This is a genomic window from Pseudomonas sp. GW456-12-1-14-TSB6 (assembly GCF_059424205.1).
Map to the genome: position 1 here is coordinate 34,575 of NZ_JBWKZE010000033.1, position 24,652 is coordinate 59,226.

Genomic DNA, 24,652 nt, shown 5'->3' on the forward strand with positions numbered 1-24,652 from the left:
GTATCCGGCTGCCTTTGACTTGTCAAAGTACGCACTATTCAGTAAGATCCGCCGTCTTATTTACAGGCGGCCCCTGAGGCTATAAAGAATGAAAACTTTTACTGCTAAACCGGAAACAGTAAAGCGCGACTGGTTTGTCGTCGACGCTGCTGGTCAGACCCTGGGTCGTCTGGCCACCGAAATCGCGAGCCGTCTGCGTGGCAAGCACAAGCCTGAGTACACTCCTCACGTTGACACCGGCGACTACATCGTCGTAATCAACGCTGAGCAGATCCGTGTTACCGGCGCTAAAACCACTGACAAAATGTACTACTCCCACTCCGGTTTCCCGGGCGGCATCAAGTCGATCAACTTTGAAAAGCTGATCGCCAAGGCCCCTGAGCGCGTGATCGAGACCGCGGTTAAAGGCATGCTGCCTAAAAACCCACTGGGTCGCGACATGTACCGTAAGCTGAAAGTCTATGCGGGCGCTGCACACCCTCATACTGCTCAGCAGCCCCAAGAACTGAAGATTTAACGGAATAGTTCATTATGTCGGCGACTCAAAATTACGGCACTGGCCGTCGCAAGACCGCAACCGCACGCGTTTTCCTGCGTCCGGGTACTGGTAACATCTCCATCAACAACCGCTCCCTGGACACGTTCTTCGGTCGCGAAACTGCCCGCATGGTAGTTCGTCAGCCGCTGGAACTGACTGAGACTGTCGAGAAGTTCGACATCTACGTCACCGTCATCGGTGGTGGTGTAAGTGGTCAGGCTGGCGCAATCCGCCACGGCATCACTCGCGCTCTGATGGACTACGACGAAACCCTGCGTGGCGCTCTGCGCAAAGCTGGCTTCGTTACTCGCGACGCTCGTGAAGTTGAACGTAAGAAAGTTGGTCTGCGTAAAGCGCGTAAGCGTCCGCAGTACTCGAAGCGTTAATTTCGCTTCCACGTTCAAAAAGAACGCCCGATTCCTCACGGAACCGGGCGTTTTTTTATGCGTGCGATTTCTTGAATAATTGCGCTGTGACAACTTGCCACATTCGTAGACCCCCTATACTACAAGGCTTGAGGGCCAGCCCTCCGGGTAATTACCTTGTCAGAATTGGGGGTTTTCATTACCATTCGGCAAAATTTTTATAAGTACATAGTTTCAATTTAGTAGACGCCTGATTTAACAGGCCACAAAGCTGATGGGAGAGGACTGAATGAGCAATGACGGCGTGAATGCAGGCCGGCGTCGCTTCTTGGTAGCAGCCACATCCGTGGTGGGTGCTGCAGGAGCGGTGGGGGCTGCGGTCCCGTTCGTGGGGTCATGGTTTCCCAGTGCCAAGGCGAAGGCTGCCGGAGCACCGGTGAAAGTGAATGTCAGCAAAATCGAGCCAGGACAGCAGATGATTGCTGAATGGCGCGGCCAGCCGGTGTTCATTGTCCGCCGTACCGAGGAAATCCTGGGGAATCTCAAAAAGATCGAAGGCCAACTCTCCGATCCGACCTCCAAAAACTCCACGCAACCCACTTATGTCGACCCTGAAGTGCGTTCGATCAAGCCGGAAATCCTGCTGCTGATCGGGATCTGCACTCACCTGGGTTGCTCGCCGACCTTCCGTCCCGAAGTGGCACCCGCGGATCTGGGCAAAGACTGGGTAGGCGGTTATTTCTGCCCTTGCCACGGTTCCCACTACGATCTGGCTGGCCGCGTCTACAAGTCGCAACCTGCGCCTTTGAACCTGCCAGTACCCCCGCATTCCTATGAGACCGATGACCTGATTGTCATTGGCGTCGATACGGAGAAAGCGTGATGAGCAAGTTCATGGATTGGGTTGATGCACGCTTCCCCGCCACCAAAATGTGGGAAGACCATCTCAGCAAGTATTACGCTCCAAAAAACTTCAACTTCTTCTATTTCTTCGGCTCGCTGGCGCTGCTCGTTCTGGTCAACCAGATCGTCACCGGCGTCTGGCTGACGATGAGCTACACCCCGTCGGCGGAAGAAGCGTTCGCTTCCGTCGAATACATCATGCGCGACGTCGAGTACGGTTCGATCCTGCGCCTGCTGCACTCCACCGGCGCTTCGGCGTTCTTCATCGTGGTCTATCTGCACATGTTCCGTGGCCTGCTCTACGGTTCGTACCAGAAACCGCGTGAGCTGGTGTGGGTCTTCGGCATGCTGATCTACCTGGCGCTGATGGCCGAAGCCTTCATGGGTTACCTGCTGCCGTGGGGCCAGATGTCCTACTGGGGCGCCCAGGTGATCATCTCGCTGTTCGGCGCGATCCCGGTCATCGGCAACGACCTGACCCAGTGGATCCGTGGTGACTACCTGATTTCCGGGATCACCCTGAACCGCTTCTTCGCTCTGCACGTGGTTGCGCTGCCGATTGTGATTCTCGGTCTGGTGGTGCTGCACATCCTGGCGCTGCACGAGGTCGGTTCGAACAACCCGGACGGCGTGGACATCAAGAAGCACAAAGACGAAAACGGTATCCCGCTGGACGGCATTGCCTTCCATCCTTATTACACCGTGAAAGATATCGTCGGTGTCGTGGTGTTCCTGTTTATCTTCTGCTTCATTGTGTTCTTCTTCCCGGAAATGGGCGGTTACTTCCTCGAAAAGCCTAACTTCGAGCAGGCCAACCCGTTCAAGACGCCAGAGCACATTGCACCGGTCTGGTACTTCACACCGTTCTACGCAATCTTGCGGGCGGTCCCTGACAAGCTCATGGGCGTTATCGCCATGGGTGCCGCGATTGCGGTGCTGTTCGTCCTGCCATGGCTGGACCGCAGCCCGGTCAAGTCGATGCGCTACAAAGGCTGGATGAGCAAGATCTGGCTGGTGGTGTTCTGCATTTCGTTCGTGATCCTCGGCATTCTGGGCGTTCTGGCCCCGACGCCAGGCCGTACGCTGCTGTCGCAGGTCTGCACCTTCCTGTACTTCGCCTACTTCATTCTGATGCCGTTCTACACCAGGCTCGAGAAGACCAAACCGGTTCCGGAAAGGGTGACTGGCTGATGAAAAAGTTATTTTTTGCTCTGATTTTTGCTGCTCTGCCAGTGCTGTCTTTCGCGGCCGAACACGGTGGTCCGGAACTGGAAAAGGTCGACATCGACGTTTCCGACAAGGCTGCCCTGCAGGATGGTGCGCGTACGTTCGCCAACTATTGCATGGGTTGTCACAGTGCCAAGTTCCAGCGTTACGAGCGTGTGGCCGATGATCTCGGTGTTCCGCACGAGCTGATGCTGGAAAAACTGGTGTTCACCGGTGCCAAGATCGGCGATCACATGAACATCGGCATGCAACCGGCCGACGCCAAGACCTGGTTCGGCGCAGCGCCGCCGGACCTGACGCTGGTGGCTCGTGTTCGCGGCACCGACTGGCTCTACGGTTACCTCAAGTCGTTCTACGAAGATCCTGCACGTCCATGGGGCGTGAACAACAAGGTCTTCCCGAACGTCGGCATGCCTAACGTGCTGGTCGGCCTGCAAGGTCGTCAGGTCGTGGGTTGCAAACAGGTACAGATCGTCGAGGACGGCAAGAAGCAATATGATCCGCTGACCGGTACACCTCTGACTCATGAGGCGTGCGATCAGTTGACCATCGTGCCGAAAACCGGAACCCTCAACGAAGAGCAGTTCGATGAGAAGGTCAAGAATCTGGTAACCTTCCTGGCTTACTCGGCTAACCCGGTTAAGCTGCAACATCAGCGCATCGGTACTTACGTCTTGCTGTACCTGGCGTTCTTCTTTGTGTTCGCCTACCTGCTCAAGCGTGAATACTGGAAAGACGTGCACTGATACGCTTCAAAGCAATTGCTGTTAATCGCGCGCGCCCAAGGGCGCCTCTGAAAACGCAACGTCTGGTTCGCCAGCGGTTGCGGGAGGCGCCCTCTGGGCGCGCGCGTTTTTCCGGCTCCGACTATTTCAACAAGCGAGGAGGATCGCCATGGGCGTGACCAATCGGTTGGCCTGTTACTCCGACCCCGCCGACCACTATTCCCACCGAGTGCGCATCGTGCTTGCAGAGAAGGGTGTCAGCGCCGAAATCATTTTTGTGGAGGCTGGTCGTCAGCCGCCTAAACTGATTGAAGTGAACCCTTACGGCAGTCTGCCCACGCTGGTCGATCGTGACCTGGCGTTGTGGGAGTCGACCGTGGTGATGGAGTATCTGGATGAGCGTTACCCGCATCCACCGTTGATGCCTGTGTACCCGGTGGCGCGTGCCAACAGCCGTCTGCTGATTCATCGTATTCAGCGCGATTGGTGTGGTCTGGTGGATCTGATTCTGGATTCGCGCACCAAGGAAGCGGCCCGTGCCGTAGCGCGCAAGGAATTGCGTGAAAGCCTGACCGGCGTGTCGCCGCTGTTTGCCGACAAGCCGTTTTTCCTCAGTGAGGAACAAAGTCTGGTGGATTGCTGCCTATTGCCAATACTCTGGCGTTTGCCGATTCTGGGTATAGAACTGCCGCGGCCGGCCAAGCCGCTGCTTGATTATATGGAGCGTCAATTTGCGCGTGAGGCATTCCAGGCGAGTCTGTCTGGTGTCGAACGCGACATGCGCTGAGGCTTAAGGAGCCGCTATGAACTCCAGTCGACCTTATCTGGTCCGCGCGCTCTACGAGTGGATTGTAGATAACGATTGCACCCCGCACATGCTGGTCAATTCCGAGTACCCGGCGGTGCAGGTGCCACAGGGATTTGCCAGCGACGGGCAGATTGTCCTGAACATTTCGCCAAGTGCCGTGCGGCATTTGCACATGGACAACGACGTTGTGACCTTCGAAGGTCGCTTCGGCGGCGTCCCGCACAGTCTGTACGTGCCGATTGCTGCAATCCTGGGCATCTACGCCCGGGAAAACGGTCAGGGCATGGTGTTCGATCTCGAGTCACCGATGGATGACGAGGACGAGATCGAGCAGGACGACGACGTTCCGCCACCGGACAGCGAGCCGCCGCGCCCAAGCGGCCGGCCAAGCCTGAAAGTGGTGAAGTAATAAAAAAGGCGATCCGGTTGGATCGCCTTTTTTTTGCCTGCGAGTTGCGAATCAGTCGATGTATTCGAACAACTTCACAATCTTCTGTACGCCGGAAACGCCCTGCACCAGGTTGGTAGCCTGGGCGGCTTCCTGTTTGGTCAGCAGGCCCAGCAGGTAGACGATGCCGTTCTCGGTCACGACCTTGATCCGCGAGCCGGGAATGCTGGCGTCGGTGAGCATCTGGGTCTTGATCTTGGTGGTCAGCCAGGCATCGTTCTGGCGGGCCAGCAGGGAGGAGGGCTGCAGCACTTGCAGTTCGTTATGGACCTTTTTCACGCGCTGAACGTTGGCGGCGGCCTGTTCGGCCTTTTCCTTGAGGTCTGCGCGCGGGGTCTGGCCAGCCAGCAAAACGACGCCGTTGAAGCTGGTGACGACGATGTGCGAGTCGTTGTCCAGGGCCGGATCGGCCTTGGCCACGTTAACGCCGACTTTGGTTTCGATCAGCGAGTCATCGATCTTGCTGCCGAAAGTGCGGGTGCCGCGGTCGTCTTCGATCGGCGCTTCACGGCTGGCATTCACCACAGAGGTGCAGCCGCTGATGCCGAGGCACAGGGTCAAGGCCAGAAGGCCAAGGCGATTAGGGGTCATTCTTCACTCCCGAACAGTTGGCTGTCGATCAGATCGCAAAGGCAATGGATCGCCAGCAAGTGGACTTCCTGAATACGTGCGGTGACGTTGGCCGGTACGCGAATCTCTACGTCTTCGGGCAGCAGCAGCGAAGCCATGCCGCCGCCATCGCGTCCGGTCAATGCTACGACAATCATTTCGCGATCATGTGCGGCCTGGATCGCCTGAATAATGTTCGCCGAGTTGCCGCTGGTCGAAATTGCCAGCAGCACGTCACCCGGCTGGCCGAGTGCGCGGATCTGCTTGGAGAACACTTCGTTATAGCTGTAGTCGTTGGCGATCGAGGTGATGGTCGAGCTGTCGGTGGTCAGCGCGATCGCCGGCAGGCTAGGGCGCTCACGCTCGAAACGGTTGAGCAGTTCCGAGGAGAAGTGCTGGGCATCGCCGGCCGAGCCGCCGTTGCCGCATGAGAGCATTTTCCCCTCGTTGAGCAGGGCGTTGACCATCACCTGGCTGGCTTGCTCGATGTGCGGTGCAAGTACGTCCATCGCCTGTTGCTTGGTGTCGATGCTGGCCTGGAAAAGCTGGCGAATTCGGGATTGCATGTCCATCTGTGTGACCTTAATTAGCGCGGCTGTCCGGCACGTGAATGTGCAGCCCGCAAAGCAAAGAGCAAAAATGTTGAGTGAAAGTGTCCGGGTCGGAGCAGGCGGTCAACTGTCGAACGCATTCTGCAACCAGTTCAGCTGACCCTGGTGGCTGTCGATGGCCACCACGTCGAAGCGGCAGGGGGAATTGGCCCAACGCGACTCGCGCTGAAGAAAATACTGTGCGGCGAAAATCAGTTTCTGCCGTTTGCGCTCATCGATGCTGTCGAGTGCGCCACCCCATTGAGTGTTCTTTCGGTAACGGACTTCGACGAATACTACTGTATCGCCATCAAGCATGACCAGATCAAGCTCACCGCGTTTGCATAACCAGTTCTGCGCCAGCAGGCGCAGACCCTGGTGTTGCAGATGCTCGAGCGCCTGGCGCTCGGCATCCTTGCCGCTTTGCAGGTGTGACCTGTCGGGCATCAGCGTGGAGTGTCCGGCAGGCGCTGGATCTGACCGCTGACGAACTGCGCCCATGGCAACTGACGTACGACCCGTTGGGACTGGGTCATGCCCAGGCTGCCCGACTGACCTTCGATACGGCTGTCCGGCAGTGCCTTGAGCTGATCCAGTCGTGGCGCCAGGCGATAGGCGTCAACGCCCATTGCGTACAGGCGACCCAGGCTGCCGGCAGCTTGTGGCCATTGCGCGGTAACCTGCTGGCGCAGCGGATCGCTGGTTTCCAGCAGCCACGGGGTTTCGCAGAAGCGCACGCCGTTCATGTCGTTGTACTGGTTCACGTCGCCGCTGGCGCTGAACACGTGGGAGGTCGCGTAGACCGGCACGTCACCGGCGTACTGGAAGTTCAGGGTCGGCTTGATCTGCTGCGCCTGCTGCGGGGTGGCGGCAAGGAAGATGAATTCGATGTCCTGGCGACGCGAAGGCTGGGCGGCAACGTTGGTGCCGGCAGCATTCTGCAGGCTCTTGGCGCGGGCTTCGCTCTGACGCAGCTGGAACATGTCGGCGATCTGCTGGGCCAGTTGCACCGGCTGGTCGACGCGCTCGGTGGCGACAATGCTGCCGCCGTTGGCTTGCCAGTCCTGGCTGAAGGCGCGCAGGACGCGGTCGCCCCATTCGCCTTTCGGCACCATGATGGCGGCGCGGTGCAGGCCATCGGCACGGGCGCGGCGGGAGACTTCGCGGGCTTCGTCTTCAGCGGCCAGACCGAACTGGAACAGCTGCGCCGGGCCTTGATCGCCTTCGCTGTAGTTCAGGGCGAGGGTGGTGATCGGCAATTGCGGGCGAGTGCTCAGCTGTTTGACCAGCGGCTTCTCCAGCGGGCCGACGACCAGTTGCACGCCATCGGCCTGGGCTTTGCGGTAGAACTCGTCGAGGTTGGTCAGTTTCGAGCTGTCATAGAACTCGATGGCCGGTGGTTTCTGGCCGGCTTGCTGAGCCTGATAGTGCGCGGCCATGAAACCGTCACGCAGGGCCTTGCCGACCGAGGCCAGTTGACCGTCCTGTGGCAACAGCAGGGCGATCTTGCTCAGGGGCTGGCTGGCCAGCTCCTTGAGTTTGGTCAGGGGCAGCGGCAGGTTGATCGCGGCCGGGTGCTTTGGATGCTGGTTGCGCCAGTTGTCGATGGCGGCTTGCTGCTGTTCCAGGGTGCCGGCGGTTTTCACGGCCAGGGCCAGGCTCATCCAGCCGCCGAGGTCATCGGTGGTGTTCGCTTGCAGTTGATCGGCCGGCAGCGACGCAATCAGGGACCAGATCGCTTCATGGTTCTTGCTGGCGGCTTCGCCTTCCAGCATCGGCGCGATGAAGATGCGTTCGCGGGCGGCGGCCAAGGTCTGGCCGTCGGCTTCAAGGGCACGGGCGTGAACGGTGCCGGCGCGAACTTGCAGCGGTACGGACATTTCGCTCAGGCGTTGCAGGCTTGGATGGCTCAAGGCAGTCAGCGCGGCTTTCGGCTGGTTGCGGGTCATGGCCAGTTCAGCAGACAGGGTGCTGGCGAATGCCTGCTGGCCCGGCTGGAGTTGTTCCATCGGCACTTGCTGCAGGATTTGCGCGGACTGTCCGGCATTGCCCTGGCGGTACGCCATATCTGCCGCACTCAGGCGCAGCAGCGCAGCCTTGTCCGGCGATTTGGCCTGGGCAGCCTGTTCGAGCAGTTGCTCGATGGTGGCATCCGGGGTCCGTGGAAGTTCGCCAAGGCTGGAGGAAGGGGAGCTGGCGCAAGCCGCCAACAAGGCAGCGAGGCAGAGGGCAGTGAACAGCCGCAGGCAAGCGATCATGTAAGTGTTCCTGATACTCGATCAAATTAGCGTCGAATTGTACCCAAGCACTGGCCGGGGCGCGATGTTACTGGCGTGAAACCGTCAATTTAGCTGATACAAAGAGTGCGCAGCCTCACAATGGTGCGACAAACCGTGTCCGACCCGGACGCATCGTCCGGCGCACGACGCGCTACAATGGCGGCTTTTACCGATCATGAGGTGTGCGCTTTGACTGCTCCAGGTCCTTTGAATTCCGCTGCGGGCTCGCTTTATGTGGTGGCGACGCCCATCGGCAACCTGGATGACATCAGCGCCCGGGCGTTGAAGATCCTGCGCGAGGTGGCGCTGATCGCCGCCGAAGATACGCGCCACTCGCAGCGGCTGATGCAGCACTTCGGCATCTCGACACCGCTGGCAGCCTGTCATGAACACAACGAGCGGGACGAAGGCAGTCGCTTCATTACCCGTCTTCTGGCAGGAGACAACGTCGCGCTGATTTCCGATGCCGGTACGCCGCTGATTTCCGATCCCGGTTATCACTTGGTACGGCAGGCCCGTGCCGCCGGGATCAATGTGGTGCCGGTGCCAGGCGCGTGCGCTTTGATCGCGGCGTTGTCGGCTGCCGGTCTGCCGTCCGACCGTTTTATCTTCGAAGGCTTTTTGCCGGCCAAGGCCGTGGGGCGCAAAGCGCGCCTGGAAGCGATCAAGGAAGAACCGCGCACGCTGATTTTCTACGAGGCACCGCATCGCATTCTTGAATGCCTGCAGGATATGGAGGCGGTGTTCGGCGCTGATCGTCCTGCATTGCTCGCTCGTGAGATCACCAAGACTTTTGAAACCCTCAAGGGATTGCCGTTGAGCGAGTTGCGGGCGTTCGTCGAGGCGGACAGTAATCAGCAGCGCGGCGAATGCGTTGTGGTAGTGGCGGGCTGGACCGCGCCGGAATCCGAAGACGCCGTCAGCAGCGAGGCGATGCGCATCCTCAATCTGTTGCTGGAAGAGATGCCGCTCAAGCGTGCGGCGGCCTTGGCGGCGCAAATCACCGGTGAGCGCAAAAACGTGCTGTACCAGGTGGCGCTGGATCAGCAAAAAGACGCGTAACCCGTCGCGCAGACCGGTTTGCGGGCTATTAGCGCTTGTTCTTCGGCGGCTCTGCCGTTAACCTGCGCGGCGGAGAGTCGATCGGACAGTCGCTGCCCTCTATGAAAATTAGGGGGGGGAGGAAAGTCCGGGCTCCATAGGGCGAAGTGCCAGGTAATGCCTGGGAGGCGTGAGCCTACGGAAAGTGCCACAGAAAATAACCGCCTAAGCGCTTCGGCGCCGGTAAGGGTGAAAAGGTGCGGTAAGAGCGCACCGCACGTCTGGCAACAGTTCGTGGCTAGGTAAACCCCACTTGGAGCAAGACCAAATAGGGTCCCAAGGCGTGGCCCGCGCTGGGACCGGGTAGGTTGCTAAAGATGTCCAGTGATGGCCATCGTAGACGAATGACTGTTCAAGACAGAACCCGGCTTACAGATCGACTCTCCACCTTTTTCTTTTCCCTGCTTGAATTAAAGGCGACAGGGCTGTTTATTATCAGCAGGCCTGCGCTGGAAACCCGGCAGCGGCAAACGCAGTAATAGCCATTTCCCACCTTGCTTCAATCAACAGCAGAAGCGCTTTTGTAATACCGAAAAAATCTTACTCTTAACAAATTACTTTAACTTTCGAGCGCAGCTTTCAGTGCTGCTTCAAGTTATTGGATAAAAGCATCCGCCAGATTCTCGTTGCTCCTCCTTTTATGCTCCTAAATCTCCGTTCTGTAAGGGTTTTCCTTTAATCCGCGCCTTGACGGTGTGGTGGGCGCATTCCTATAGTGTGCGCAAGTGGCGGAAAGTGGCATGAAGTGGGTTTTTTGAGCTCAAAACGATAAAAATTGGAGAAACGCAGACGTGTTTCGCGGAGCTAACGCTATCAGTCTCGATGCAAAGGGCCGTCTCGCCATGCCGAGCCGGTACCGTGACGAGCTCGATTCGCGCAGTTCCGGCCAGTTGATCGTGACCATTGACGCCGTTGATCCGTGTTTGTGTGTCTACCCGCTCGATGAGTGGGAAATTATTGAAACCAAGTTGCGCGCGCTTCCTTCGCTTCGTGAAGAGAACCGTCGTCTGCAACGTTTATTGATTGGTAATGCCGTTGACCTTGAGCTCGACGGCAGTGGTCGTTTCCTGGTGCCGCCGCGCCTGCGCGAATACGCGAAGCTCGACAAGCGCGCGATGCTGGTGGGCCAACTGAACAAGTTCCAACTGTGGGACGAAGATGCCTGGAACGCGGTTTCTGCCGCTGACCTGGCTGCCATACAACAACCGGGCGCCATGCCTGACGAACTGCGTGATCTGATCCTGTGACTATTGATAGCGGCTTTAACCACATCACCGTACTGCTTGACGAAGCCGTCGAGGCTCTCGCCGTACGTCCTGATGGCTGCTATCTGGACGGCACGTTCGGGCGCGGCGGGCACAGCCGGTTGATCCTGAGCAAGCTCGGGCCGGATGGTCGGCTCATCGGATTCGACAAGGATCCTCAAGCGATTGCCACCGGGCAAACGCTAGCGGCCGAAGACGGCCGCTTTGTCGTTGTGCAGCGCAGCTTTGCCGAGCTCGGTTCGGTGGTTGCCGAACAGGGTCTGACAGGCAAAGTCAGCGGCATTCTGCTGGATCTGGGTGTGTCCTCTCCGCAGCTCGATGATGCCGAGCGCGGCTTCAGCTTCCTCAACGACGGCCCACTGGACATGCGCATGGATCCGTCCCGTGGCATCAGCGCCGCCGAGTTCGTCAACACCGCGCCGGTGGAAGAAATCGCCCGTGTGTTCAAGGAATACGGCGAAGAACGTTTCTCCGGTCGCATGGCCCGTGCCGTGGCCGAGCGTCGTGACATCACGCCGTTCGAGCGCACTGCCGATCTGGCCGAAGTGCTGAAAGTCGCCAACCCGGCGTGGGAAAAGGGCAAGAACCCGGCAACCCGCGCTTTCCAGGGCCTGCGCATTCACGTCAACAACGAACTGGGAGATCTGGAAGCGGGTCTTGAAGCCGCGCTGGAGTGCCTGGAAGTGGGCGGCCGTCTCGTGGTGATCAGCTTCCACTCGCTGGAAGACCGTATCGTCAAACTGTTCATGCGCAAGCTGGTGAAAGGCGAAGCCGACAACCTGCCGCGCAACCTGCCGGTTCGCCACGTTGCGTTCGAACCGAAAATCAAAGTCCATGGCAAAGCGCAGACGGCCTCCGACGCCGAACTCAAAGCCAACCCACGTTCCCGTAGCGCCGTCATGCGCGTCGCGGAGAAGCTGCGGTGAGCAAGCTTTTCGCCAAGCCACTGCCCGGCGGCAGCTTTTTCATGCTGCTGCTGTTCATCGGCGTGCTCGTGTCGGCCATCGGCGTGTCTTACAGCGCTCACTGGAACCGGCAATTGCTCAACACCCTGTACAACGAACTGAGCGTGCGCGACAAGGCGCAGGCCGAATGGGGGCGCCTGATCCTGGAGCAAAGCACCTGGACCGCCCACAGCCGGATCGAAGTACTGGCCACCGAACAACTGAAGATGCACATTCCCGGCGCGGCTGACGTGAAGATGGTGGCGCCATGATGAAACTCGAGGGGGCTCTTTTCCCATGGCGTTTCCGTCTGATGGTGGCACTGCTCGGCGTGATGGTTGCGGCCATCTGCTGGCGCATCATCGACCTGCAAGTGGTTGACCGAGACTTTCTCAAAGGTCAGGGCGACGCGCGCAGTCTTCGGCACATTCCGATTCCGGCTCACCGTGGTCTGATCACCGACCGTAACGGCGAGCCGCTGGCCGTCAGTACGCCGGTGACCACCCTGTGGGCCAACGCCAAGGAAATGCAGACAGCGAAAGAAAAATGGCCGGCACTGGCCGCCGCGCTGGGGCAGGATCCGAAAGCCCTGGCCGAACGTCTCGAAGCCCAGGCCAACAAGGAATTCATTTATCTGGTGCGCGGGTTGACCCCCGAGCAGGGCCAGGCCGTGCTCGACCTGAAAGTGCCGGGCGTCTACGGCATCGAAGAGTTCCGCCGGTTCTACCCGGCCGGTGAAGTCACCGCACATATGGTTGGGTTCACCGACATCGATGACCACGGTCGTGAAGGTGTCGAACTGGCCTACGATGAATGGCTGGCCGGCGTGCCCGGCAAGCGGCAAGTCATCAAGGATCGGCGCGGACGGCTGATCAAGGATGTCCAGGTCACCAAGAACGCCAAGGCCGGCAAGCCCTTGGCGTTGTCGATTGACCTGCGCCTGCAATATCTGGCCAACCGCGAGCTGCGCAACGCGATCATCGAGAACGGCGCGAAGGCCGGCAGTCTGGTGATCATGGACGTGAAGACCGGCGAGATTCTCGCCATGGTCAACCAGCCGACCTACAACCCGAACAACCGTCGCAACCTGCAACCGGCGATGATGCGTAACCGCGCGATGATCGATGTGTTCGAACCCGGTTCGACCATGAAAGCGATCTCGATGAGCGCCGCGATCGAAACCGGCCGCTGGAAACCGAGCGACACCGTCGAGGTGTATCCGGGCTCCCTGCAGATCGGCAAATACACGATCAAGGACGTATCGAAGACCGAAGGTCCGGTACTCGACCTGACCGGCATTCTGATCAATTCCAGTAACGTCGGCATGAGTAAGGTCGCGTTCGATATCGGCGGCGAAACCATTTTCCGCCTCGCACAGAAAGTCGGCCTCGGCCAGGACACCGGCCTCGGCTTCCCGGGCGAACGTGTCGGCAACCTGCCGAACTACCGCGAGTGGCGCAAGGCCGAGACCGCGACGTTGTCCTACGGCTACGGTATCTCGGTGACCGCGATCCAGCTGGTGCACGCGTTCTCGGCGCTGGCCAACAACGGTCGCCTGGCACCACTGACACTGATCAAAACCGACAAGGCGCCGCAGACCACCCAAGTGCTGCCGGAAGCCGTCGCCAAAACCATGCAAGGCATGCTGCAACAAGTGATCGAAGCCCCGCGCGGCGTGTTCCGCGCGCAGGTGCCGGCGTATCACGTGGGCGGCAAGTCCGGTACCGCGCGTAAAACGTCGGTCGGCACCAAGGGCTACGCCGAAAACTCTTATCGCTCGCTGTTCGCCGGTTTCGGCCCGATGAGCGATCCACGCTATGCAATCGTCGTGGTGATCGATGAACCGACCAAGGCCGGTTATTTCGGTGGTCTGGTCTCGGCGCCGGTGTTCAGCCGCGTGATGTCGGGCACCCTGCGCCTGATGAACGTTACCCCGGACAACCTGCCGACCACACAACAGGCCAACGCCACCCCGGTCGTTCCGCTGAAAGCCAATGGAGGGCGCGGCTGATGTCTCTGAGTCTGAACAAGATTTTCCCCCACGCCGGCCATGATCTGTTGATCCGTGAACTGGCGCTCGACAGTCGCAATGTACGCGCGGGTGATCTGTTCCTCGCGGTGCCGGGCGGCAAGTTCGACGGGCGTGCGCACATCGCCGACGCCTTGCAGCGCGGTGCTGCTGCCGTGGCCTATGAAGTGGAAGGCGCCACCGTGCTGCCGATCACCGAAGTTCCGCTGATTCCGGTCAAGGGCCTGGCGGCGCAACTGTCTGACATCGCCGGGCGTTTTTACGGTGAGCCGAGCCATCACCTGAATCTGGTGGGCGTGACTGGCACCAACGGCAAGACCAGCGTGACCCAGTTGGTGGCGCAGGCGCTGGACTTGCTCGGCCAGCATTGCGGCATCGTCGGCACCCTCGGCTCCGGTTTTCATGGCGCGCTGCAAAGCGGCCTGCACACCACGCCGAATCCGATTGCCATGCAAGCGACCCTGGGCGACCTGAAAAAGGCCGGCGCCAAAGCCGTGGCCATGGAAGTTTCGTCTCACGGTCTGGATCAAGGCCGGGTTACCGCGCTGGCATTCGACGTGGCAGTGATGACCAACCTGTCCCGTGATCATCTCGATTACCACGGCACCATGGAAGCGTACGCCGAGGCCAAGGCCCGGCTGTTCGCCTGGAATGACCTGAAGTGCCGCGTGGTCAATCTCGACGACGATTTCGGCCGGCAACTGGCCGCTGAAAAGCGCGAGTCACGTTTGATCACTTACAGCCTGCTCGACAGCAGCGCTTATCTCTATGTGCGTGAAGCGCAGTTCGACGACGAAGGCGTGCGTGCCACATTGGTCACGCCGCAAGGCGAACGCCATCTGCGCAGCACGCTGCTGGGCCGTTTCAACCTGAGCAACGTACTGGCCGCCGTCGGCGCCTTGCTCGGTCTGGACTACGCCCTCGACGAAATCCTCAAGGTGCTGCCAAAGCTCGAAGGCCCGGCCGGTCGCATGCAGCGTCTCGGCGGCGGCACTCAGCCACTGGTGGTGGTCGATTACGCCCACACCCCGGACGCGCTGGAAAAAGTTCTGACTGCGCTTCGCCCGCACGTCAAAGGCCAGCTGCTGTGCCTGTTCGGCTGCGGCGGTGATCGCGATCGCGGCAAGCGTCCGCTGATGGCCGAAGTGGTCGAGCGTCTGGCCGACCGTGTGCTGGTGACCGATGACAATCCGCGCACCGAAGACCCGGCGGTGATTTTCGATGACATCCGCGCCGGTTTCACGGCTGTGGACAAGGTGACGTTCGTGGCCGGTCGTGGCCAGGCCATCGCGCAACTGATTGCCGGCGCTTCGGCGGATGACGTGATCGTTCTGGCCGGCAAAGGTCACGAGGACTATCAGGAAATCAACGGCGAGCGCCATGCATTCTCTGATCTGGTCGAGGCGGATCACGCCCTGACCGCGTGGGAGGTGGCCCATGCTTAAGGCCCTGAAACTCAGCGAGCTGACCAGCGCGCTCGACGCCCGTCTGATCAGCGCCGACGCCAGTTTTGACGGCGTGAGCATCGACAGCCGTGCGATCAAGGCTGGCCAACTGTTTATTGCCCTGACCGGCCCGCGTTTCGATGGTCACGACTATCTGAACGAAGTCGCCGCCAAAGGCGCCGTTGCGGCATTGGTCGAGCGCGAAGTCGCCGACAGCACGCTGCCGCAATTGCTGGTCAAGGACACTCGCCAGGCGCTCGGCCAGCTGGGTGCCTTGAACCGTGCCGCGTTCACCAAACCGGTCGCTGCGGTTACCGGCTCCAGTGGCAAGACCACGGTCAAGGAAATGCTCGCAAGCATCCTGCGCACACGCGGTCCGGTGCTGGCGACCCGTGGCAACCTGAATAACGATCTGGGTGCGCCGCTGACCCTGCTCGAACTCGCCCCGGAACACAGCGCGGCGGTGATCGAACTGGGCGCCTCGCGTCTGGGTGAAATCGCCTACACCGTGGGGCTGACCAAGCCGCACGTGGCAATCCTCAACAACGCCGGGACCGCCCACGTCGGTGAGTTCGGCGGGCCGGAGAAAATCGTCGAAGCCAAGGGCGAGATCATCGACGGGCTGGCGGCCGATGGCGTCGCCGTGCTGAACCTCGATGACAAGGCGTTTGGTATCTGGAAAACCCGCGCCGGCACGCGCAAGGTGCTGACGTTTGCCCTGAGCAACACTCAGGCGGATTTTTACGCCAGCGACCTGGCCACCGATGCCCGTGGTTGCCCGGCGTTCAACCTTCACACTCCTGAAGGTGTGGAACGGGTTCAACTGAACCTGCTCGGCACCCACAACGTCGCCAACGCCATGGCCGCCGCCGCTGCCGCTCACGCCCTGGGCGTGTCGCTGTTCGGCATTGCCACCGGGCTTGGCGCGGTACAACCGGTCAAGGGGCGCACCGTCGCGCAACTGGCGAAAAACGGCATGCGCGTGATCGATGACACTTACAACGCGAACCCCACCTCGATGTGCGCGGCCGTTGATATACTCGCCGGCTTTTCCGGCCGCACCGTTCTGGTGCTCGGGGATATCGGCGAGTTGGGCGACTGGGCGGAGCAGGGGCACCGCGACGTGGGCGAATACGCCCGAGGCAAGGTTTCCGCGCTTTACGCTGTCGGGCCGAACATGGTCCACGCCGTGAACGCATTCGGTAACGAGGCGCAGCACTTCGGCACACAAGCCGAACTGATCCAGGCCCTTGGCGCCGAGCAGGACACAAACACCACCATTTTGATCAAGGGTTCGCGCAGCGCAGCGATGGAAAACATCGTTGCGGCCCTGTGCGGGTCCAGTCTGGAGAAACATTAATGCTGCTGCTGCTAGCGGAGTATCTGCAACAGTTCTACAAAGGCTTCGCGGTCTTCCAGTACCTGACCCTGCGCGGGATCCTCGGTGTGCTGACCGCGCTGGTCTTGTCGCTGTGCTACGGCCCGTGGATGATCCGCACCCTGCAGAACCGTCAGATCGGGCAGTCCGTTCGTAACGACGGCCCGCAATCGCACCTGTCCAAATCCGGTACGCCGACCATGGGCGGTGCGCTGATTCTGTCTTCGATCGGAGTCAGCACTCTGCTGTGGGCTGACCTGAGCAACCGCTACGTGTGGGTCGTGCTGCTGGTGACCCTGCTGTTCGGCGCCATCGGCTGGGTCGACGACTACCGCAAGGTGATCGAGAAGAACTCCCGTGGCCTGCCGAGCCGCTGGAAATATTTCTGGCAGTCGGTGTTCGGCCTCGGTGCGGCGATCTTCCTTTATATGACTGCCAGCACTCCGGTGGAAACCACCCTGATCCTGCCGATGCTCAAGGACTACAGCATTCCGCTGGGCGCGGGTTTCATCGTGCTGACGTACTTCGTGATCGTCGGTTCGAGCAACGCAGTCAACCTCACCGACGGCCTCGACGGTCTGGCGATCATGCCGACAGTGATGGTGGGCGGTGGTCTGGGCATCTTCTGTTACCTGTCGGGTAACGTGAAATTCGCGGAATACCTGCTGATTCCTTACGTACCGGGCGCAGGCGAGTTGATCGTGTTCTGCGGCGCACTGATCGGTGCCGGCCTGGGCTTCCTGTGGTTCAACACCTACCCGGCACAAGTCTTCATGGGCGACGTCGGCGCACTGGCGCTGGGCGCGGCCCTGGGCACCATCGCGGTGATCGTCCGTCAGGAAATCGTCCTGTTCATCATGGGGGGCGTGTTCGTGATGGAAACCCTGTCAGTCGTCATTCAGGTTGCGTCCTTTAAGCTGACCGGTCGCCGTGTGTTCCGCATGGCGCCGATTCACCACCACTTTGAACTCAAGGGCTGGCCCGAGCCGCGCGTGATCGTCCGTTTCTGGATCATCACCGTGATTCTCGTGCTGATCGGCCTTGCCACCCTGAAGCTGAGGTAGAACGAGTGTCTCTGATCGCTTCTGACCACTTCCGCATCGTTGTCGGCCTCGGCAAGAGCGGCATGTCCCTGGTTCGCTTCCTGGCGAACCGGGGCGTGGCGTTTGCCGTGGCCGACACGCGGGAAAATCCACCGGAACTGGCCACGCTCCAGCGTGACTATCCGCACGTGGAAGTGCGTTGTGGCGAGCTGGACGTCGAATTCCTGTGCCGTGCCGACGAGCTCTACGTGAGCCCCGGCCTGGCGCTGGCGACCCCGGCCCTGCAAGCCGCCGCGGCCCGTGGCGTGAAGCTGTCCGGCGACATCGAGCTGTTCGCGCGCAACGCGAAGGCGCCGATCGTGGCCATCAGCGGTTCCAACGCGAAAAGCACCGTCACCACGCTGGTCGGCGAGATGGCGGCTGCGGCCGGCAAGCGCGTGGCCGTGGGCGGCAACCTCGGTACGCCGGCGCTGGATCTGCTCAGCGATGACGTCGAGCTGTACGTGATGGAGCTGTCGAGCTTCCAGCTGGAAACCACCGACCAGCTCAACGCCGAAGTGGCGACCGTGCTCAACATCAGCGAAGACCACATGGATCGCTACAGCGGTCTGCCGGCCTACCACCTGGCCAAGCACCGGATCTTCCGGGGTGCGAAGCAGTTCGTGGTCAACCGCCAGGACGCCTTGACCCGTCCGCTGATGGGCGAGGGCCAGCCGTGCTGGACCTTCGGCCTGACCAAACCCGATTTCAAGGCGTTCGGCCTGCGCGAAGTGAATGGCGAGAAATACCTGGCCTTCGAATTCCAGAACCTGATGCCGGTGCGCGAACTGAAGATTCGCGGCGCCCACAACCAGTCCAACGCCCTGGCGGCGCTGGCGCTCGGCCACGCGGTCGGGCTGCCGTTCGACGCCATGCTGGCGGCGCTGCGCACCTTCGCCGGTCTCGAACACCGTTGCCAGTGGGTACGTGATCTGGACGGCGTCGGTTACTACAACGATTCCAAGGCCACCAACGTCGGCGCTGCGCTGGCCGCCATCGAAGGTCTGGGTGCGGACATCGACGGCAAGGTCGTGCTGATCGCCGGTGGCGATGGCAAGGGTGCCGACTTCAAGGACCTGCGCGATCCGGTGGCGGCCCACTGCCGCGCCGTGATCCTGATGGGTCGCGACTCCGACAAGATCGGCGAAGCGATCGGCGATGCCGTACCGCTGATTCGTGCGAACACGCTGGTCGACGCGGTCGCCCAATGCCGCGCCGCCGCCCAGCCGGGTGACGTGGTGCTGCTGTCGCCGGCCTGCGCCAGTTTCGACATGTTCAAGAACTACGAAGACCGTGGTCACCAGTTCGTCCGCGCTGTGGAGGATCTGGCATGAGCTTGAGAAACATCATCAAGCCATACCCGTCGCCGCTCATTACCGGACGCGGAATCGACCTCGACTTCCCGATGCTCGCCGGTTGCCTGGCGTTGCTCGGTCTGGGCCTGATCATGATCGCCTCGGCATCGACAGAAGTCGGCGCGGCGCAGTCGGGCAGTGCTCTCTATTACATGACCCGTCACCTGATCTACGTGGTGCTGGGCCTCGGTGCCTGCGTCGTCACGATGATGATTCCGATCGCCACCTGGCAGCGCCTCGGCTGGATGATGCTGATCGGTGCGTTCGGTCTGCTGGTGATGGTGATCATCCCGGGGATCGGCCGTGAGGTGAACGGTTCGATGCGCTGGATCGGTTTCAGCTTCTTCAACGTACAGCCGTCCGAGATCGCCAAGGTGTTCGTGGTGATCTACCTCGCCGGTTACCTGGTGCGTCGCCAGAAAGAGGTGCGCGAGAGCTGGATGGGCTTCTTCAAGCCATTCATCGTGCTGCTGCCGATGGCGGGCTTGCTGCTGATGGAGCCGGACTTCGGTGCCACCGTCGTGATGATGGGCGCTGCGGCGGCGATGCTGTTCCTCGGCGGGGTCGGGCTGTTCCGGTTCTCGCTCATGGTGGTGCTGGCCGTTGGTGCGGTGGTGTTGCTGATTCAGATGCAGCCGTACCGGATGGCGCGTCTGACCAACTTCGCCGACCCGTGGGCCGACCAGTTCGGCGCCGGTTATCAGTTGTCGCAAGCCTTGATCGCATTCGGTCGCGGTGAATGGCTGGGCGTTGGCCTGGGCAACAGCGTGCAGAAGCAGTTCTACCTGCCGGAAGCGCACACCGACTTCGTGTTCTCGGTCCTGGCCGAAGAGCTGGGCGCTGTGGGCTCGCTGTGCACCGTGGCGCTGTTCGTGTTCGTGTGTATTCGCGGCATGTACATCGGTCTGTGGGCCGAGAAAGCCAAACAGTTTTTTGCCGCTTATGTTGCCTACGGTCTGTCGTTCCTGTGGATCGGCCAGTTCCTGATCAACATCGGCGTGAACGTCGGCCTGTTGCCGACCAAGGGCCTGACCTTGCCGTTCCTCAGTTACGGCGGCAGCTCCCTGGTGATCTGCTGCGCCTGCCTTGGCCTGTTGCTGAGGATCGAGTGGGAGAGCCGGACCCACCTGGGCAGTGAAGAGATGGAATTCCATGAGAGCGACTTCGCCGAGGAGCCGAACCATGGGCGCTAACGTATTGATCATGGCCGGCGGCACCGGTGGCCACGTGTTCCCGGCGCTGGCCTGTGCCCGCGAATTCCAGGCGCGCGGCTACACCGTGCACTGGCTCGGAACGCCGCGCGGGATCGAGAACGATCTGGTGCCGGCGGCAGGTATTGAACTGCATCGCATCAACGCCACTGGCCTGCGTGGCAAGGGCAAGCTGTCGCTGCTCAAGGCGCCGTTCATGCTGCTGAAATCGGTGTGGCAGGCGCGGGCGATCATTCGCCGCTTGCGGCCGGTGTGCGTGGTCGGATTCGGCGGCTATGTGACCGGCCCCGGTGGTCTTGCCGCCAAACTGGCCGGCGTGCCGGTGATCGTTCATGAGCAGAACGCCGTGGCCGGCACCGCCAATCGGTTGCTGGTGCCGTTCGCCGCCCGGGTGTGTGAAGCCTTCCCCGACACCTTTACCCTGTCGGACAGTCGCCGTACCACCGGGAACCCGGTGCGCAGCGAGCTGTTCCTCGAAACACCGCGCCCGGCCCTGGCCGGACGCAAGGCGCGTTTGCTGATCCTGGGCGGAAGCCTGGGCGCAGAGCCGTTGAACAAGTTGCTGCCTGAAGCCCTGGCACAAGTCGCTGCCGACTTGCGTCCGGAAGTGTTCCATCAGGCCGGCAGAAACCACGATGAAGTGACTGCAGAGCGCTACCGCGCCGCCGGCGTGGATGCGCAGGTGCAGCCGTTCATCAAAGACATGGCCCAGGCCTATGGCTGGGCTGACCTGGTGGTGTGCCGCGCCGGCGCATTGACCATCAGCGAACTGGCTGCCGCCGGTCTGCCCTCGATGCTGGTGCCCTTGCCCCACGCGATCGACGATCACCAGACCCGCAACGCCGATTATTTGGCCCGCGAAGGCGCTGCCTTCCTGATGCCGCAAAGAACGACTGGCGCCGCGGACCTTGCCGCGCGCCTGACAGAGGTCTTGATGCAACCGCAACGACTCGAACAAATGGCCCAAGCGGCCCGCCGTCTGGCGAAACCCGAAGCCACCCGCAGCGTGGTCGATACCTGTCTGGAGGTGGCCCATGGTTGAGAATCAGAAAGCCATGCCGCAACCGGAAATGCGCCGCATCCGTCGCATCCACTTCGTCGGGATCGGCGGCGTGGGCATGTGCGGTATTGCCGAAGTTCTGCTGAACCTGGGCTATGAAGTGTCCGGTTCGGATCTGAAAGCTTCGCCGGTGACCGAGCGCCTGGAATCCTTCGGTGCGCAGATCTTCATCGGCCACCGTGCCGAGAACGCCGCTGCCGCCGATGTGCTGGTGGTGTCGAGCGCCGTCAACACCTCCAACCCGGAAGTCGCGACTGCGCTGGAACGCCGCATCCCGGTGGTGCCGCGTGCCGAAATGCTCGCCGAGCTGATGCGCTACCGCCACGGCATCGCCGTCGCCGGTACCCACGGCAAGACCACCACCACCAGCCTGATCGCTTCGGTGTTCGCCGCCGGTGGTCTGGATCCGACCTTCGTCATCGGTGGCCGTCTGAACGCCGCGGGCACCAATGCCCAGCTCGGCACCAGCCGTTACCTGATCGCCGAGGCCGATGAAAGCGACGCCAGCTTCCTGCACCTGCAACCGCTGGTGGCCGTGGTCACCAACATCGACGCCGACCACATGGCGACCTACGACGGTGACTTCAACAAACTGAAGAAAACCTTCGTCGAGTTCCTGCACAACCTGCCGTTCTACGGGCTGGCGGTGATGTGCCTGGACGATCCGGTGGTGCGTGAAATCCTGCCGCTGGTCAAGCGTCCAACCGTGACCTATGGCTTCAGCGAAGACGCCGACGTGCGCGCGATCAATGTTCGTCAGCAGGGCATGCAGACCTTCTTTACCGTGCTGCGCCCTGATCGCGAGCCTCTTGATGTGTCCGTGAACATGCCGGGCAACCACAACGTGCTCAATTCCCTGGCGACCATCTGCATCGCCACCGACGAAGGCGTCAGCGATGAAGCCATCGTCCAGGGTCTGTCCGGGTTCCAGGGTGTCGGCCGACGCTTCCAGGTCTACGGCGAACTGCCGGTGGACGGCGGCAATGTGATGCTGGTCGACGACTACGGTCACCACCCGACCGAAGTTGCAGCAGTCATCAAAGCCGTGCGCGGTGGCTGGCCGGAGCGCCGTCTGGTGATGGTCTACCAGCCACACCGTTACAGCCGCACCCGCGACCTGTACGACGATTTCGTCAATGTCCTGGCCGACGCCAACGTGCTGCTGCTGATGGAAGTCTATCCGGCGGGCGAAGAGCCGATTCCGGGCGCGGACAGCCGCAAGCTGTGCAACAGCATCCGCCAGCGCGGTCAGCTCGACCCGATCTACATCGAGCGCGGCGTCGATCTGGCGCCACTGGTCAAGCCGCTGCTGCGTGCTGGCGACATTCTGCTGTGCCAGGGCGCCGGTGACATCGGCGGCCTCGCACCGAAACTGTTGAAAAGCGAGTTGTTCGCCGGTGCCGTGGCGGCATCGGTCGAGGGGAAGTTGAAATGACTGCTGCCTACGCCAACCTGTTCTCCACCATCGCCCCGAAGGATTTCGGCCGGGTGGCCGTGCTGTTTGGTGGCCTGAGTGCCGAGCGTGAAGTCTCGCTGAAGTCCGGCAACGCCGTGCTCACTGCGCTGCAAAGCGCAGGCGTGGACGCATTCGGGATCGACGTCGGCGCCGATATCCTGCAGCGCCTGCTGAGCGAAAAGATCGACCGTGCGTTCATCATCCTTCACGGTCGCGGCGGTGAAGACGGCAGCATGCAGGGCCTGCTTGAAGTGGCCGGCATTCCGTACACCGGCAGCGGCATCCTGGCTTCGGCACTGGCGATGGACAAACTGCGCACCAAGCAGGTCTGGCACACGCTGGGGATTCCGACGCCGCGTCACGCCGTGCTGCGCAGCGAGGCCGATTGTATTTCGGCAGCGACGGAACTGGGCTTCCCTTTGATCGTCAAACCGGCGCATGAAGGTTCAAGTATCGGGATGGCCAAAGTGACTTCCGCGTCCGAGTTGATCGACGCATGGAAAGCGGCCAGTACCTACGATTCGCAAGTGTTGGTCGAGCAATGGATCCACGGTCCCGAGTTCACCATCGCCACCCTGCGTGACCAGGTGTTGCCTCCTATCGCCCTGGGTACGCCACACACGTTCTACGACTACGACGCCAAGTACATCGCCAACGATACCCAGTATCGGATTCCGTGCGGGCTCGATGCCGCCAAGGAAAAAGAACTCATGGACCTCACGGCGCAAGCCTGCGAGGCGCTGGGTATTGCCGGTTGGGGTCGGGCGGACGTGATGCAGGACGCCGACGGCAAGTTCTGGTTCCTGGAAGTCAACACCGCTCCCGGCATGACCGATCACAGCCTGGTACCGATGGCGGCGAAAGCGGCCGGTCTGGATTTCCAGCAGCTGGTCCTGGCCATTCTGGCCGCCAGTGTCGATGCCGATGGCAAGAAAGAGGCGCGAGGTTAAGACCATGCAAGGCGCTCATCTCAGACATCAGCCACCTGCACCCGGCCGCAAGCCGGTGCCGCGGGGTGCCAGCCGAATGGTGGCCAAAGAGCCGATGTCCGCGCGCCTGCCAAAAGCCAACTTCGGCTTTTTGAAAGGTCTGTTCTGGCCGGTGCTGCTGGTGGCTCTGGGGTTCGGCACTTACGAAGGCGCACAGCGTCTGCTGCCGTACGCCGACCGGCCAATCACCAAGATCGCGGTGCAGGGCGACCTGAGTTACATCAGTCAGCAGGCGGTGCAGCAGCGGATCGCCCCGTATGTGGCGTCGAGCTTCTTCACCATCGACCTGGCGAGCATGCGCACCGAGCTGGAACAGATGCCGTGGATCGCCCACGCCGAAGTGCGCCGGGTGTGGCCGGACCAGGTGGTGATCCGCCTCGAAGAGCAACTGCCGGTGGCCCGTTGGGGCGACGAGTCGTTGCTCAACAACCAGGGCCAGGCGTTCACGCCCAAGGAACTGGCGAACTACGAACACCTGCCGCAGCTGTTCGGTCCGCAGCGGGCCCAGCAGCAAGTGATGCAGCAATACCAGGTGCTGAGCCAGATGCTCCGGCCATTGGGCTTCTCGATTGCGCGGCTGGAGCTGCGTGAACGCGGCAGCTGGTTCCTGACCACCGGTGCCGGCAGTTCCGGCCCCGGGATCGAGCTGCTGCTGGGACGCGGCAACCTGGTGGAAAAGATGCGCCGCTTCATTGCCATCTATGACAAGACGCTCAAAGAACAGATTACGAACATTGCGCGCATCGATCTGCGCTACGCCAACGGCCTCGCTGTTGGCTGGCGGGAACCAGTAGCGCCGACGACAGCCCAACCCGCTGTCGCAAAGAATTAAGAAGAGGCAGGAC

General features: G+C 61.1%; 25 protein-coding genes and 1 other RNA gene. 22 read left to right on the top strand and 4 right to left on the bottom strand.

Translation table 11 applies throughout. The features are described from left to right. Positions 1 to 88: 88 nt before the first annotated feature. The 7 genes from rplM to AC07Y2_RS24450 all read left to right on the top strand — a co-directional run bounded on the left by rplM (position 89) and on the right by AC07Y2_RS24450 (position 4,975). The gene (gene rplM / locus AC07Y2_RS24420) at positions 89 to 517 is read left to right on the top strand and encodes a 50S ribosomal protein L13 (RefSeq protein ID WP_003228062.1); all 429 of its coding nucleotides are present in this window, start codon (positions 89 to 91) and stop codon (positions 515 to 517) included. A 14-nt stretch (positions 518 to 531) separates the two neighbouring features. Next, positions 532 to 924 carry a 30S ribosomal protein S9 gene (gene rpsI, locus AC07Y2_RS24425; protein WP_039766266.1) on the top strand — a complete coding sequence of 131 codons (393 nt, stop codon included), beginning with the start codon at positions 532 to 534 and terminating at the stop codon, positions 922 to 924. Between the two features lie 268 nt (positions 925 to 1,192). Continuing rightward, entirely contained in the window at positions 1,193 to 1,786 is a 594-nt protein-coding gene (gene petA, locus AC07Y2_RS24430; protein ID WP_007917031.1) for a ubiquinol-cytochrome c reductase iron-sulfur subunit, read from the top strand. Then, positions 1,786 to 2,997 (top strand): cytochrome b, encoded by a 1,212-nt coding sequence (locus tag AC07Y2_RS24435; RefSeq protein WP_007956792.1) that lies wholly within the window; start codon positions 1,786 to 1,788, stop codon positions 2,995 to 2,997. Before petA ends, AC07Y2_RS24435 begins: the two co-directional genes overlap by 1 nt. Further along, entirely contained in the window at positions 2,997 to 3,779 is a 783-nt protein-coding gene (locus AC07Y2_RS24440; RefSeq protein WP_007956790.1) for a cytochrome c1, read from the top strand. Before AC07Y2_RS24435 ends, AC07Y2_RS24440 begins: the two co-directional genes overlap by 1 nt. 148 nt (positions 3,780 to 3,927) lie before the next feature. Continuing rightward, positions 3,928 to 4,545: a glutathione S-transferase N-terminal domain-containing protein gene (locus AC07Y2_RS24445; protein ID WP_011335872.1), complete on the top strand. Its 618-nt coding sequence runs from the start codon at positions 3,928 to 3,930 to the stop codon at positions 4,543 to 4,545. Positions 4,546 to 4,561: 16 nt separating this feature from the next. Then, entirely contained in the window at positions 4,562 to 4,975 is a 414-nt protein-coding gene (locus tag AC07Y2_RS24450; RefSeq protein ID WP_007956787.1) for a ClpXP protease specificity-enhancing factor, read from the top strand. A gap of 51 nt (positions 4,976 to 5,026) precedes the next feature. Here AC07Y2_RS24450 and AC07Y2_RS24455 read toward each other — a convergent pair whose 3' ends face one another. The 4 genes from AC07Y2_RS24455 to AC07Y2_RS24470 all read right to left on the bottom strand — a co-directional run bounded on the left by AC07Y2_RS24455 (position 5,027) and on the right by AC07Y2_RS24470 (position 8,471). Then, on the bottom strand, positions 5,027 to 5,605 hold the full coding sequence (locus AC07Y2_RS24455) for a BON domain-containing protein (RefSeq protein WP_011335871.1): 579 nt from the start codon (positions 5,603 to 5,605) through the stop codon (positions 5,027 to 5,029). After that, on the bottom strand, positions 5,602 to 6,195 hold the full coding sequence (locus AC07Y2_RS24460; RefSeq protein ID WP_007928463.1) for a phosphoheptose isomerase: 594 nt from the start codon (positions 6,193 to 6,195) through the stop codon (positions 5,602 to 5,604). The genes AC07Y2_RS24455 and AC07Y2_RS24460 overlap by 4 nt, the downstream gene beginning before the upstream one ends. A 102-nt stretch (positions 6,196 to 6,297) precedes the next feature. Next, positions 6,298 to 6,660: a YraN family protein gene (locus AC07Y2_RS24465; protein ID WP_039766259.1), complete on the bottom strand. Its 363-nt coding sequence runs from the start codon at positions 6,658 to 6,660 to the stop codon at positions 6,298 to 6,300. After that, on the bottom strand, positions 6,660 to 8,471 hold the full coding sequence (locus AC07Y2_RS24470) for a penicillin-binding protein activator (RefSeq protein WP_103387030.1): 1,812 nt from the start codon (positions 8,469 to 8,471) through the stop codon (positions 6,660 to 6,662). The genes AC07Y2_RS24465 and AC07Y2_RS24470 overlap by 1 nt, the downstream gene beginning before the upstream one ends. Positions 8,472 to 8,648: 177 nt before the next feature. Between AC07Y2_RS24470 and rsmI the strand changes: the two genes are divergently transcribed. From rsmI to AC07Y2_RS24545, 15 genes are all read left to right on the top strand, one after another. Next, positions 8,649 to 9,554: a 16S rRNA (cytidine(1402)-2'-O)-methyltransferase gene (gene rsmI, locus AC07Y2_RS24475; protein WP_074690999.1), complete on the top strand. Its 906-nt coding sequence runs from the start codon at positions 8,649 to 8,651 to the stop codon at positions 9,552 to 9,554. 73 nt (positions 9,555 to 9,627) lie between these two features. Beyond that, positions 9,628 to 9,981: RNase P RNA component class A (rnpB, locus tag AC07Y2_RS24480), an RNA gene on the top strand. A 403-nt stretch (positions 9,982 to 10,384) separates the two neighbouring features. After that, positions 10,385 to 10,840: a division/cell wall cluster transcriptional repressor MraZ gene (gene mraZ, locus AC07Y2_RS24485; RefSeq protein WP_007917012.1), complete on the top strand. Its 456-nt coding sequence runs from the start codon at positions 10,385 to 10,387 to the stop codon at positions 10,838 to 10,840. Beyond that, positions 10,837 to 11,784 (top strand): 16S rRNA (cytosine(1402)-N(4))-methyltransferase RsmH, encoded by a 948-nt coding sequence (gene rsmH / locus AC07Y2_RS24490; protein ID WP_085700843.1) that lies wholly within the window; start codon positions 10,837 to 10,839, stop codon positions 11,782 to 11,784. The genes mraZ and rsmH overlap by 4 nt, the downstream gene beginning before the upstream one ends. After that, a complete protein-coding gene (ftsL, locus tag AC07Y2_RS24495; RefSeq protein ID WP_007956777.1) occupies positions 11,781 to 12,074 on the top strand; it encodes a cell division protein FtsL in 294 nt (97 codons plus the stop codon). Before rsmH ends, ftsL begins: the two co-directional genes overlap by 4 nt. Further along, positions 12,074 to 13,813: a peptidoglycan D,D-transpeptidase FtsI family protein gene (locus tag AC07Y2_RS24500; protein ID WP_170844883.1), complete on the top strand. Its 1,740-nt coding sequence runs from the start codon at positions 12,074 to 12,076 to the stop codon at positions 13,811 to 13,813. Before ftsL ends, AC07Y2_RS24500 begins: the two co-directional genes overlap by 1 nt. Next, a complete protein-coding gene (locus AC07Y2_RS24505; RefSeq protein WP_103387031.1) occupies positions 13,813 to 15,276 on the top strand; it encodes a UDP-N-acetylmuramoyl-L-alanyl-D-glutamate--2,6-diaminopimelate ligase in 1,464 nt (487 codons plus the stop codon). Before AC07Y2_RS24500 ends, AC07Y2_RS24505 begins: the two co-directional genes overlap by 1 nt. Beyond that, positions 15,269 to 16,636, top strand: a complete 1,368-nt coding sequence (locus AC07Y2_RS24510; RefSeq protein WP_103387032.1) for a UDP-N-acetylmuramoyl-tripeptide--D-alanyl-D-alanine ligase — start codon at positions 15,269 to 15,271, stop codon at positions 16,634 to 16,636. The genes AC07Y2_RS24505 and AC07Y2_RS24510 overlap by 8 nt, the downstream gene beginning before the upstream one ends. Then, a complete protein-coding gene (mraY, locus tag AC07Y2_RS24515; RefSeq protein WP_007956769.1) occupies positions 16,636 to 17,718 on the top strand; it encodes a phospho-N-acetylmuramoyl-pentapeptide-transferase in 1,083 nt (360 codons plus the stop codon). The genes AC07Y2_RS24510 and mraY overlap by 1 nt, the downstream gene beginning before the upstream one ends. A gap of 5 nt (positions 17,719 to 17,723) precedes the next feature. After that, positions 17,724 to 19,070, top strand: coding sequence for a UDP-N-acetylmuramoyl-L-alanine--D-glutamate ligase (murD, locus tag AC07Y2_RS24520; RefSeq protein ID WP_103387033.1), 1,347 nt, complete (start codon positions 17,724 to 17,726; stop codon positions 19,068 to 19,070). After that, entirely contained in the window at positions 19,067 to 20,284 is a 1,218-nt protein-coding gene (gene ftsW, locus AC07Y2_RS24525) for a putative lipid II flippase FtsW (protein WP_103387034.1), read from the top strand. The genes murD and ftsW overlap by 4 nt, the downstream gene beginning before the upstream one ends. Continuing rightward, positions 20,274 to 21,344 carry an undecaprenyldiphospho-muramoylpentapeptide beta-N-acetylglucosaminyltransferase gene (gene murG / locus AC07Y2_RS24530; protein ID WP_039766246.1) on the top strand — a complete coding sequence of 357 codons (1,071 nt, stop codon included), beginning with the start codon at positions 20,274 to 20,276 and terminating at the stop codon, positions 21,342 to 21,344. Before ftsW ends, murG begins: the two co-directional genes overlap by 11 nt. Further along, entirely contained in the window at positions 21,337 to 22,797 is a 1,461-nt protein-coding gene (gene murC, locus AC07Y2_RS24535) for a UDP-N-acetylmuramate--L-alanine ligase (RefSeq protein WP_011335862.1), read from the top strand. Before murG ends, murC begins: the two co-directional genes overlap by 8 nt. After that, entirely contained in the window at positions 22,794 to 23,768 is a 975-nt protein-coding gene (locus tag AC07Y2_RS24540; protein WP_064383956.1) for a D-alanine--D-alanine ligase, read from the top strand. Before murC ends, AC07Y2_RS24540 begins: the two co-directional genes overlap by 4 nt. Before the next feature lie 4 nt (positions 23,769 to 23,772). After that, positions 23,773 to 24,639: a cell division protein FtsQ/DivIB gene (locus AC07Y2_RS24545; RefSeq protein WP_039766241.1), complete on the top strand. Its 867-nt coding sequence runs from the start codon at positions 23,773 to 23,775 to the stop codon at positions 24,637 to 24,639. The last annotated feature ends 13 nt before the right edge of the window (positions 24,640 to 24,652 follow it).